This window comes from Rhizobium sp. BR 362 (assembly GCF_036528765.1).
GTDB lineage: Bacteria > Pseudomonadota > Alphaproteobacteria > Rhizobiales > Rhizobiaceae > Rhizobium.
Genome location: NZ_JARWGH010000063.1, coordinates 1 through 11,001, shown reverse-complemented (window position 1 = coordinate 11,001; position 11,001 = coordinate 1). Strand labels below are relative to the sequence as shown.

10 protein-coding genes and 2 pseudogenes are annotated in these 11,001 nt (G+C 57.2%); 5 read left to right on the top strand and 7 right to left on the bottom strand.

Translation table 11 applies throughout. The features are described from left to right. Positions 1-232, top strand: a 232-nt coding sequence (locus QDY28_RS30190; RefSeq protein ID WP_331384811.1) for a transposase, incomplete at its 5' end; no start/stop codon positions are given. 370 nt (positions 233-602) lie between these two features. Here the strand turns inward: QDY28_RS30190 and QDY28_RS30185 are convergent. Together QDY28_RS30185 and QDY28_RS30180 are read right to left on the bottom strand one after the other, a co-directional pair. Continuing rightward, the gene (locus QDY28_RS30185; protein ID WP_004112697.1) at positions 603-908 is read right to left on the bottom strand and encodes a DUF982 domain-containing protein; all 306 of its coding nucleotides are present in this window, start codon (positions 906-908) and stop codon (positions 603-605) included. A 626-nt stretch (positions 909-1,534) separates the two neighbouring features. Beyond that, on the bottom strand, positions 1,535-1,993 hold the full coding sequence (locus tag QDY28_RS30180) for a phasin (protein WP_004112695.1): 459 nt from the start codon (positions 1,991-1,993) through the stop codon (positions 1,535-1,537). 673 nt (positions 1,994-2,666) lie between these two features. Between QDY28_RS30180 and QDY28_RS30175 the strand changes: the two genes are divergently transcribed. The 3 genes and pseudogenes from QDY28_RS30175 to QDY28_RS30165 form a co-directional block, all read left to right on the top strand. Further along, positions 2,667-3,422: an aquaporin gene (locus QDY28_RS30175; RefSeq protein ID WP_004112693.1), complete on the top strand. Its 756-nt coding sequence runs from the start codon at positions 2,667-2,669 to the stop codon at positions 3,420-3,422. A 575-nt stretch (positions 3,423-3,997) separates the two neighbouring features. Further along, positions 3,998-4,588: a NodA family N-acyltransferase gene (locus QDY28_RS30170; RefSeq protein ID WP_004112689.1), complete on the top strand. Its 591-nt coding sequence runs from the start codon at positions 3,998-4,000 to the stop codon at positions 4,586-4,588. 113 nt (positions 4,589-4,701) lie between these two features. After that, positions 4,702-5,049 (top strand): annotated as a pseudogene (locus QDY28_RS30165) (LysR family transcriptional regulator); the annotation flags it as partial. A 151-nt stretch (positions 5,050-5,200) separates the two neighbouring features. Here QDY28_RS30165 and istB read toward each other — a convergent pair. Together istB and istA are read right to left on the bottom strand one after the other, a co-directional pair. Continuing rightward, on the bottom strand, positions 5,201-5,956 hold the full coding sequence (istB, locus tag QDY28_RS30160) for an IS21-like element helper ATPase IstB (protein WP_065091859.1): 756 nt from the start codon (positions 5,954-5,956) through the stop codon (positions 5,201-5,203). 13 nt (positions 5,957-5,969) lie between these two features. Continuing rightward, positions 5,970-7,481, bottom strand: a complete 1,512-nt coding sequence (gene istA / locus QDY28_RS30155; RefSeq protein WP_280950730.1) for an IS21 family transposase — start codon at positions 7,479-7,481, stop codon at positions 5,970-5,972. A gap of 191 nt (positions 7,482-7,672) precedes the next feature. Between istA and QDY28_RS30150 the strand changes: the two are divergent. After that, positions 7,673-8,317, top strand: a pseudogene (locus QDY28_RS30150) (LysR substrate-binding domain-containing protein); the annotation flags it as partial. Positions 8,318-8,581: 264 nt separating this feature from the next. On the opposite strand, the gene QDY28_RS30145 reads toward QDY28_RS30150, so the two are convergent. The 3 genes from QDY28_RS30145 to QDY28_RS30135 all read right to left on the bottom strand — a co-directional run. After that, complete coding sequence (locus QDY28_RS30145) at positions 8,582-9,148, bottom strand: hypothetical protein (protein WP_120671006.1); 567 nt, start codon at positions 9,146-9,148, stop codon at positions 8,582-8,584. Positions 9,149-9,286: 138 nt separating this feature from the next. Beyond that, the gene (locus QDY28_RS30140) at positions 9,287-10,708 is read right to left on the bottom strand and encodes an IS701 family transposase (protein ID WP_285170278.1); all 1,422 of its coding nucleotides are present in this window, start codon (positions 10,706-10,708) and stop codon (positions 9,287-9,289) included. Between the two features lie 96 nt (positions 10,709-10,804). Then, positions 10,805-11,001, bottom strand: a 197-nt coding sequence (locus tag QDY28_RS30135) for a transposase (RefSeq protein ID WP_331384810.1), incomplete at its 5' end; no start/stop codon positions are given.

The following is an 11,001-nucleotide window of genomic DNA, read 5'->3' as shown; positions in this document are numbered from 1 at the left end:
CAATCTCGTCGTGCCCGAAAACATAACGATCCTGCCGCTCCCGCCGAAATCGCCAGAGTTGAACCCGGTCGAAAACCTCTGGCTCTTCATGCGCGAGAATTGGCTCTCGAACCGAGTCTTCAAATCCTACGACGATATCGTCAATCACTGTTGCGACGCATGGCGAAAACTCGAAAGTCAGCCCTGGCGCATCATGTCCATCGGACGCAGAGAATGGGCCAATGCGTTCTGATCAATGAGAAGCCGTATTAGTTCGATCGGGGGAACGACAACATGCAGTGCCGGCGATCGCTAGATTGCAGAACGTCGATTGCACGCGCGCGCTCGTGCAACTCCGATAGACGACTGCGAATTTGCCGTGCTCGTTGAATAATGTATCGAATGTGAGATCGACAAGAAGGAGATACGTCTGCGCTACGCGAAGCTGCTCGGCAAGCGCACTCATTCACACCTTGCTCGTTTCGGTGCATGATCAACCGGCCGTTGTCGCCAAGGTCGACCACACCGCCAAGGAACTAGCCTTCATCAGACGGTCGACGGGGGCGATCTGGATTGGACTTGAAAGCGCAAGTCCAGCCTTGAGCAAAGCGGGACCATCCAAATCATTGGACGAGAGCCCGCCGAGCGATTCGTCCCGGGTGGGCGTTCGGCTTGGCTTTCAAAGGGGCCACCATGCCGGCTTCGAGGCAAGCGGCCATGAATGCCTCTCGTGCAACGACGGCGGCTACGCCGCCATTGAGGGCACCGCGACAGGTCCTGATGGCACGCTGATGGCGCTCGCCATAACGCAATGGCCATTCGTTTTCGAGAAAATCCAAAGCATCGTAAACGCCCGCAAACGTCCGCTCAAGACCACACTGCAGTCGGATAGTGACCAGACGAGTCCAGGAGACATCGGTTATCGGCATCCTATTTTCCTTTCCAATGTCACCTGTGACCATCCGGCAAATATTGGAATAACTTTCGCGCGTTCAAGAGTCGGAACGACGCGAAGTCGCCTTGATCGAGCCAGCAGGGGGCGACCCTCAAGGCAGAGCGGGTGGCAAACGTCGCCTGTTACGATGCGACGCGATATCGTGAAACTTGCCACCGCCTACGGCAATAATCGCAAAGCCTTTTCTCTGATCGTGCGTGGTGCGGCCAACCAAGCCGCTCCCTTGCGAAGATCGCACCGACTGACGATCGTAGAACGGGAGAGTCGTCGTTAGCTGCGATGATCAGGATGGCGCAAGGTATCGAGCAACTAAGCCCTTGCTAGCCGCGCGCCTCCCGACGACCACTTCAAAAAAGCGGTTATTGCCGAGGCTGCGACCGCGTCAGTTTCCTTGCTTCGGCAATTAAGCGCTATCACATCCCACGGCTCCTTCTGTCAAACAATTCTTTAGTGGCCTTGGATTCTCTAAACGAAACTAGGATCATGATCCGTCGATTGAAATTGCGAACACAACAGATCGTAGGGTAGCGCTCGTCTTCCTCCTAATTAAGACGGAGGGTACAACAGTCCCATAGGACGTTGTTGCACTGGCCAGCCAATTTATACTGCCTTGAGGTCCGCCAAAAATTTGTCAAATGCATTGTTGATCGGCTTGGCGATCTCAGCCACTGCCTTGCTCGCCAGTGCCCGGAATTCCTTGGCATTCTCGATGCTGGTGTCTACGCGCTTGTGCAGGAACGCCGATTGGAGTTCGAAGACTTGTGACGGCGAGTTCGCGCCGAACAACGCTTGCAAATGCGAGAAACCGGCCACCGCATTCGCCTGCAACGCAGCGACGGACTTAAGCGACAATTCGTAGCCGGCCAGCGTTGCGGTTTCGAAGATCGGAGTGAGTATTTTTTGCGCCTCTTCAGCGCTCGACGCGAATTTAAAGAAAGCTTCGGTCAACTGTTTGTTCCCCTTTTCTACGGATGCCCCGATTTGATCGGCCACCTTCAGAGGCGATGATGCTGAATTTTCGATTGTTTCAAAGGACCTTTCTGAAACCTTGGTGGTCATAGTGCTATTCCTTCTCACGTTGTTTGTTAATGTCGCTAGGCACGGCGATATTGTTGAAAAATTTGATCCTGAGAGTATCACCTGGCAGTTTGGACATGGACAAATGCGGAACTCAGTTTGACGGCCGTTCTTCAGAAACGGATCCGAGAGATCCGAATTGGCTCCGTTACCGCCTGGTTTAGGAAGGCGGCCATATACTTGGCTGCTTCTTGCCGCCTAACGACGAGTACGTGCAAACTCGATGCCAACTAGGCATACGCTTTCAAAAAGGTGTTTCCGAGTATTGTTCTGCCGCTTGCGCGCAAATCTTCAGACTGCAACGCGTCTGCTATGTCGCTTATTGTCGGACTCAAGACTTTTTTGAACGCCAGATAGATCGACCCTCGGAGTGATCGCTCTGCCGTAGACCCACTTTTGTTTGGCACGAAACTTGTGTGTTTATCGCAGACCGCCGGGAGCAAGCCGCAGCAAGGGCACCGGTCCTGATCTCGGCTGGTCGTCACAAAATTGAAGTCAACGACATAGGGCACAGAACGGACCGGACGATTGATCCTGTGGGCGTCAAAGGGTTCTGGCGAACACTGCATCGATAACCTGCCAAAAACCCAGTCGGCAGCGAGAATGTCGAGGTTGACGACAAATATCCGCAGAGATGCAATCAACGGAGTTAAGGATGAATAGATATTTTTGCGAATTACTAGGAACGTTTGCGCTCATTTTCTTCGGCTGCGGCACACTCGTCTTTATGCGTTCCGAGGTGGGCCCCCTCGGTGTCGCTCTTGCCTTCGGGATGACAGTGGTGGCGATGGCCTACGCGATTGGCCCAGTATCAGGCGCTCATCTCAATCCCGCGGTCAGCCTCGGTTTTCTTGTTTCGCGACGGTTTGGACTGTGGGACTTCCTCGCGTATGTCTTGGCTCAAAGTGCGGGGGCTATAGCGGCCGCAGGCGCTCTCTATGTGATAGCCATGGACAAAGTCGGTGGCTACGACATTGCCGTAGAAGGTTTCGCCCAAAACGGCTGGGGAGCTTATGGGGTCAGATCTGTGTTCCTGTTTGAGTTCATCTCCACGTTCCTGTTTGTAACGGTATTTCTCAAAAGCACCACCGAGGAAGGGGCGGGCACTGTCGCAGGTTTTGCAATTGGTCTTACCTTAGTCGCAATCCATCTGGCCGGCATTTCGGTTTCGGGTGCTTCTGTAAACCCTGCACGGTCGCTCGGCCCGGCGCTCTTTGCAGGGGAGACGGCGCGCTCACAGCTCTGGCTCTATATAATTGCACCGATGCTCGGTGCTGTTGCGGCGGGCCTTCTGCAACTCACTGAAGTTCTCGCGTTTCGACCAACAAGCAACTCGCTGAAGCGCAATGGCGCTACTCTTGCAGGGCGAAGTAGAGCTGATGCAGCTCGCCACTTCCAACCGCGCCCCTGACCGGGATTTCGACGGACTTCACATTTCCTTGGCGGCGAACCGCCCCGCCCCCGAGCCAGTATGGGGCTACATGTCACGTGATTCCATTTCCGCCGTTTCATTGTCACCTAAGCCGGTTCCAATCTCGTCTTTAGGGCGCATCGACCTTCTTTCCCGAGAGGAAAATCGGACCGCGGCCAGTATTGGAAAAAACTTGGGTCCATTCAGACCTAGCCCAACGGCCGAAAATACGTCCGATCGATATTGCGGCTGATGCTCCTTCAGGAGTCCTCTGTGAGCGGTTCGAACGCGAGCACTTTTTGGCTTCACCTGCAAACACTCTCTGCTCACCATTATGAGCGCTGCTCATGGATCCATGAAGGAATGCCATTTCAGTTTTGGTTCGCCTCATGATATTGGCCGCTGGGGTCAAGGATATCGCCTCGCCCGCGTCCATAGGACGAAGAGCATCAGCCTTGCAGGAAAGCCATCGGCCAGCACTTGTGCCGATATACTACCATTGCTTGTCGTAGCGATATAATAACAACCCTTAGGCCGTAAATCGTCCGGCCAGCGTCAAAAGAAGAGGTCTTTGAATGCGCGCAGACGTGCAGTGGAAATTGTGCTGGGAAAATGAGTTGCAACTCTCCGATCATGTCGAACTCGCCGAGTTCTTTCGGAAGACATACGGGCCGACTGGCGCGTTTAATGCAAAGCCGTTCCAAGGCAGTCAAAGCTGGGCCGGAGCAAGACCGGAGCTTCGTGCGATCGCGTACGACTCGATCGGTGTTGCGGCCCATCTGGGCTTGCTGCGCCGCTTCATCAAAGTTGACGGGGTAGACCTTTTGGTGGCTGAGCTAGGTTTATATGGAGTGCGTCCGGATCTCGAGGGGCTCGGCATCGCCCATTCGATTCAGGTTATGCTTCCCACATTGCAGAAGTTTCAAGTTCCATTCGCCTTCGGTACGGTTCGACCCGAGCTGCGGAAACACATTGAAAGATTCGGCCGACACAGTCCACTGACTGTTGTGTCGCAGGTGAGCGTACGATCTACGCTGCCACACGCACGCATCGACTTGCCGCCCACCCGTGTCGAGGATCCGCTTGTCATCATTATGCCGATTGGACAGCCCATCTCCGCCTGGCCAGCCGGTACGATGATCGACCGGAACGGACCGGAGTTATGAGCTACCTCGACTGCTAGCGGAAGTGCTCAGGCTCCTCGTGGAGCTCACTGTCCCAAGCGCAATCCGGTCCGGTCATCGGCAGGATCATATCGGCCGCCATCGGATGAAGAAATATGCGGTTCAATGGCCTTGATCTCAATCTTCTGGTTGCGCTCGACGCCCTGATGAGCGAACGTAATCTGACGGCGGCGGCGCGCAGCATTAACCTGAGCCAGCCAGCCATGAGCGCGGCGGTCGCACGGCTGCGCACCTTCTTCCAAGATGAGCTGTTTACGATCGCTGGGCGCGAATTTATCCCCACACCTAGGGCAGAAAGCCTGGCACCCGCCTTGCGAGATGCTCTGCTCCATGTTCAGCTCTCCATTATTTCCAGAGAGCCGTTTGACCCCGCCCAATCGGATCGTCGCTTCAAAGTTATCCTTTCCGATTACGTCGCGCTCGTATTTTTCGAAAAAGTCGTTGAGTGTGTATTCCAATGAAACCGGACGGGGTTTCCGATCATTGACCGGACGCTTATTCCAGCGTTTTACCGGACGCGATTCCGAGGCGAAGCCGGACGGTGTAGAGCGTCTCTGGGCCTGAGTTGATCATTGTCGGCGAATATCAGGCTGGTCAAGCCTGAGTTGCATCCTCGGCTGACAGGTTTCGATGTTTGCGCAGGCTCTCACCGGAAAGTTCGATGCGGTAGGCGTTGTGGACGAGGCGATCCAGCACGGCGTCGGCGATCGTGGGATTTCCGATCATATCGTACCAGTGGTCCACCGGGATTTGGCTGGTAACGATGGTCGAGCGCTTCTCGTAGCGATCCTCAACAATCTCCAGGAGATCGCGGCGTTGCTCGTCGCTGAGCTTCTCGGGGCCCCAATCATCCAGGATCAGGAGATCGGTTTTGGCCAAGCTCTTGAGCACCTTTGCGTAGCGACCGTCGCCTCGTCCCAAGGCAAGCGCGGCAAAGAGCCGGGGCACGCGGTGATAGGCGACGGAAAGATCCTCACGGCACGCCTTGTGGCCGAGGGCGCAGGCCAGCCAGCTTTTGCCGACGCCGGCTGGTCCGATCAATAGCAAGGAGTGCCGCTGTCTGATCCAGTCGCAGGTCGAAAGCTTGAGGAAGAGATTACGGTCGAGACCGCGTGCTGCACGGAAATCGACATTCTCGACCTGGGCGTCATGACGGAGCCTGGCCGCGCGGGCTCGTGCCTCGAAGCGTTTCTGGCGGCGCGTGGTCTGCTCGCGTTCGAGCAAGATCGCGAGCCATTCGCCATGCTGAAGGCTTCTCGCTTCCGGTTGCTTCTCCAGGTCCTGGAAAGCGGTGGCCATGCCGGAAAGGCCGAGTTGGTACAGAGTATCGACGGTGGGATTGGTCAGCATTTTTGATTGTCTCCTAATGAAAGTAGGCTTTGCCGCGAAGATTGGCATGCTCACCGACGGCGGCGGTTTCGGCGGAATGTCTTGGTGCCTTGTAGGTGCTGATGAGGGCGCTGATGCTTTTGCAGGTCAGTCCACCGATCTCGACGGCACGGGCGGACACCGCTTCGGCCTGCATCGTGGGAATTGCCCGATAGAGCTTCAGCACGCCGAGGCAAGTTCGAAAGCCTTGTTCTGGATGAGGACGGTTGGCCAGGATGGCGATGATCAGCCCCTCTGTGTGAGGTCCGATGGATGCACCCCAGCGCTGGAAGCGTTCGGGAGACCATTCTGCGTAACGGCGGTGCGAACTGGGCATATGGTCGGGGTCGGTTCCGTGGCGGGAACCGCCGTAACGGCGTTGGTGGGCCGCAACCCTCTTGCCTTTGAAGAAGACCTCGATTGTGCGGCTCGTGGCCCGGATATCCACCTGCTGGCGGATGAGCGCATGGGGCACGGAATAGAAATAGTGCTCGAACTCGACGTGATAGTCAGTCGACACCCGCGCCAGCTTCCATTCGGCGTATTCGTAAGCCTCCGCCGGAAGAGCCGCCAGTGCCGGGCGTTCCATGGTCTCGAACATCTCCTGGCGGGTTTTGCCAAGCCGCTTCATTACGTGCGTGTTGATCCGCTCGACGGCTCCGCGGATCGCGGCATTGGCTTCCTCCAGTGAGAAGAAGGTCTGATTACGCAGCCGGCCGAGGATGCAGCTTTGGGCAAAACGAACGCCGGCCTCGACCTTTGGCTTGTCTTTCGGGCGCCTCGGTCGTGCGGGGAGGACACCGACGCCGTAATAGGCGGCCATGGTGCCATAACTGCGATTGATCTCTGGATCGTAGAAGCTCGCCTTGTTGACGCCGGACTTCAAATTATCCGGAACGATAAGGCGCGGCACGCCGCTGAAGAAGGCGAACATGCGCACGTGCGAGCCAATCCAATCCGGTAGGGTCTGGGTCCAGGTTGCTTCTGCAAACGCATAACTCGATGCGCCAAGCACGCCGACAAAGATCTCCGCCTCGCGGATCTCGCCGGTCTTGCGATCGACGATCGGCAGCTTCTTGCCGGAATAGTCGACGAACACCTTGTCGCCGGCGATATGGATCTGCCGCATCGTTGGCGTCAGACGTCGCTCAAAGCCGCGGAACAGGTCGCAGAACCGGCTGAACCCGTAGCCATCCGGATGAATCGCCCGGTATTCCTCCCACAGGATCGTCAGCGTCACGCCGGGCTTCTTCAGCTCGACCGCAATGACGCTCCAATCCGGCTCTGGTAGTCGCCGCACCCCTTGTTTGGTGCCTCGCCGGGCGAAAAGTTTGCCTTCCAGGACGTCGTCAGTCAGATCGGCAGGCAAAGGCCATGACAGCCCTGCCGTCGCAGCCCGCCCGATCCCGTCCTGCACCGTGCTGCGGGCAATCCCGAGCAGATCGGCAATATCGCGAACGCTCACGCCGTCTGATCGCAGTCGAAGCAAATGTCGTAGTTGTCTCATGGTCAGCCTTCGTCTCTTCGACATGCCATCTCCTCAAGTTCAAAAGGAAATGCATGCCAAGGTTGCTGACCCAGGGGCACTGCTTACGTTGAAAAACTGTCCGGTATCAAATCGGAATCGCGTCCGGCTAATTCTCGGAATCGTGTCCGGTTTTTGATTGGAACGCCGTCCGGTAAATCATCGGAATCTACATTGAGCGCGCGGCGCGGGAAGCTCCTGCTGTCAGCTTCGAATTTCGGCCCCCGGGCGATGACACTGATGATTTACTCCGGCGCGGCGACGTCGATCTTCTCATTTTGCCGGAAGTGTTCGCGTCGAACACCCATCCCCGAGCAGGGCTGTTCGATGATGTCCACGTGTGCGTAGGCTGCACCTCGAACAAGCAACTGGAAGAGCCGTTTACGTTCGAGAGATACATGTCGATGGGACACGTTGTGGTCAAGTTTGGGAATGTCCGTAGGCCTGGCATCGAGGAATGGTATTTGCTCGAATATGGTCACAAGAGACGCATCGACGTCGTCGTGCATGGCTTCAGCATGATCCCGCCGATGGTTTCGGGCAACGAACGCATAGGAACCATGCCCTTACGGCTGGCGCAGCATTTCGCAAAAACCATACCCCTGCAAATCGTTGAGCTTCCGCTACCACTACTCCTTCCGTTCACCGAAGCCGTACAATGGCCCGCTCTGCACAATAGTGATCCGGCAAGCCTCTGGATACGCGAACTCTTATTCAAGGAGGCGTCCCACATGATTTCGCCGCCGGGCGCGGCCGAACCTCATATGCACCGGATTAGCACCGGCCCTGACCGGCTCACCTGCGATCGGCGAACTTGATAACGGGCGGAGAAGTCACGTGCTTTGCCCTTCACTTTAAGATTTACACAAGCCAATTGGGTTCGACCGCACGGCGATAACCGGTCGCAACGTTATTTTGCGTCCGGGCGCAGCGGAACAGCATGGATGCTCCAGTTGAACGAAAACTCGAATAATTGCAGCGGTCCGATCGACAGGAAGGACGAGCTGCCATAACTCGGGTCGCCTTTGCGGACTGCAGGCATAAGGCTCAGCACCCGTTACCGAGGCGATCGACGTTAGCCGTTACTTTGCAGAGTGCCGGTAAAAGACATCCGCCAGAATGTGGTGATCATGGCGGTAGACTTCAGCCATGATATTGTAGAGCTCTGGATCGTGAGCCTCGAACTCGTCTGATGTGGCGACGGTGAGTGCACCATGGCTGTAAGCTGTATTCGTATTGAACCAAAACCGCGTGCCTTCGGCCCAATACTCATCGACGGTGTTCTCCATATACGAACGCGCCCAGAGTCCTTTCTCGCGGGCGTGGAAATAGGCTTTTTCAACTCGCGCGACGAGATCAGGATCCACCGTGCGAAGCGCGTTGAAGATATTATGTGAGAATTCGTGAACAAGAATGTTTCCTCCGTAATAGCGAGTGCCAGGCACGCCCATCAAATTTTCCACGGCCCCCGTCGTGTAGAGCCCGCCCATGCCGCGTGCCCGTTGGGCCCAGTATTCCCGGGCAGTCATCTTGTCGATCGTGTTGGCGTAATTCCGCCGTTCGTCGGGGGTGAGGCGGGGATCATCGGGCGCCGGCTTCTTCCAATCCCGCTGCTCCGGAATGTCAGTCGTCGTCTCGTCGATCGCCATGATGCCCACCCGCGCCCCGGCCCGGATTAAGGCATCGCGAACATCACGACGTTCTGACAACATGTATAGGACAATGTCACGTGCGATTAAAAGTGCCGTGTCTGGAACCTTTTCGGACGAGATAATAGTCTTACTGCGTCACAAATTTGTGGATTTTATCGATCCTTCATCCGGGAGCAGCATGGACATCGCTGGAGGTTGCGACTGAGTGCGACGGTCAAGTGCCTTCGGATTGTGGCGATCGAATTCGACACGTGTCGCTCGGGTCGGATCGGGGGCTCCGCGGGGTCGATAACCCTGGGGAAGGCCAGATTGCGGGCGGTTTTTGGTTTCGGGCGGCGCTGAGGGGGGAATCGTCTCCCTTTGGGAGATGAGGAATCCGTAAGCKGCAATGCAGAGGCTTGCATGATGATGGAAGCCGCGCCAACCGCGTCCCTCATAGTGGCCGAGCCCGAGTTCCTGTTTGAGTTCCTGATAGTCGCGCTCGATGCGCCAGCGCAGCTTGGCGGTGCTGACGAGCTTTGCGAGCGAAGCGGCGGCCGGGAGAGTGGAGAGCCAGTATTTGAGTGGTTCGGCATCACCCTCGGGCCATTCGATCAGCAGCCATTCCTCGGCGCGGGGCTCGGTCAATTTGTAATCCCTGGACGCGGGCCTGACGCGCACGGCGGCGAAGCGAGAGTTGAGGTCAGTGTTGGTTCCTTCCCGCCAGCCGATGATCTGCCAGGCATCTTGCGGCAGTTCCTGCGCCAACGCCTTGGCCGATATCGGGCTGTGCTCGGGGCTGCGGCGCATCAGCGAGGTTGGCCGCCCCTTTCCGCGCCAGGGCTCGGGTGGCAATGGTCCCTCGCCGGGTCGCCAGACGCTGAGTGTCGGCTGCACGCCCACGACATAGTCGAGGCCGAGTGCCGACAGGCCGGCGCGGAATGCGCCGTCCACGCCATAGCCGGCATCGGCCAACACCACACCGGGCGCCACTCCGGCTGCCTGGGCGGCTCGGATCTGCTCCAGCGCGATGGCCGGTTTGGTCTGGAATGCGACGCTGTCAGGGATCTTCGCCTTGCGCCGCCGCTCGGCATCGTCGGCCCAGATCTCGGGTAGATACAGCCGGTAGGCAATCGGCAAGCTCGCTGCGACGTTGGCGATCGACAAGCTGACCGCGACTTGGCAGTTGTCCTGCTTGCCGAGTTGGCCACAATACCGCGCCACCCCGACCGAATGCCTGCCCTTCTTGGGAAAGCCGGTGTCATCTACAATCCACGCCTCGATCGGCCCATGTCGCTCGATCAGCGGCAGCACCAAATCGCCAATCCGCCGCAGAAGCGCCTCGTCCGACCACGGCGCCTGACCGACGAAATGCAGTAACGACTGATGCTTGGACGAAACCCTCGCCGGTGCCGTTACCGCTGCCAGAGGCTCGACACTCTTGCGCTCCACCGGCAGCATGAGGCCAAGGCAGTAATCCTTCAGCGGCTCTGCCCGATCGGCATGGCCGATCACATCGACAAGCCTCTCGACATAATCCGCAAAGTCTGATTCACTTCTTCCGCTCAGGCCATTCATCTCAGCTTGCTCCTGCTGACCACGAATCGCCACGCTAGCACATCATCGCAAACCGCGAATCTCCCGTTTTTTGTGACTCATACGGCTTCTCATTGATCAGAACGCATTGGCCCATTCTCTGCGTCCGATGGACATGATGCGCCAGGGCTGACTTTCGAGTTTTCGCCATGCGTCGCAACAGTGATTGACGATATCGTCGTAGGATTTGAAGACTCGGTTCGAGAGCCAATTCTCGCGCATGAAGAGCCAGAGGTTTTCGACCGGGTTCAACTCTGGCGATTTCGGCGGGAGCG

Bases quoted from the DNA above. Each gene is read 5' to 3' on its own strand.
- istB (WP_065091859.1), bottom strand. From the start codon at position 5,956: ATGCTGACCAATCCCACCGTCGATACTCTGTACCAACTCGGCCTTTCC.
- QDY28_RS30175 (WP_004112693.1), top strand. From the start codon at position 2,667: ATGAATAGATATTTTTGCGAATTACTAGGAACGTTTGCGCTCATTTTC.
- QDY28_RS30180 (WP_004112695.1), bottom strand. From the start codon at position 1,993: ATGACCACCAAGGTTTCAGAAAGGTCCTTTGAAACAATCGAAAATTCA.
- QDY28_RS30145 (WP_120671006.1), bottom strand. From the start codon at position 9,148: ATGGCGATCGACGAGACGACGACTGACATTCCGGAGCAGCGGGATTGG.
- istA (WP_280950730.1), bottom strand. From the start codon at position 7,481: ATGAGACAACTACGACATTTGCTTCGACTGCGATCAGACGGCGTGAGC.
- QDY28_RS30170 (WP_004112689.1), top strand. From the start codon at position 3,998: ATGCGCGCAGACGTGCAGTGGAAATTGTGCTGGGAAAATGAGTTGCAA.
- QDY28_RS30185 (WP_004112697.1), bottom strand. From the start codon at position 908: ATGCCGATAACCGATGTCTCCTGGACTCGTCTGGTCACTATCCGACTG.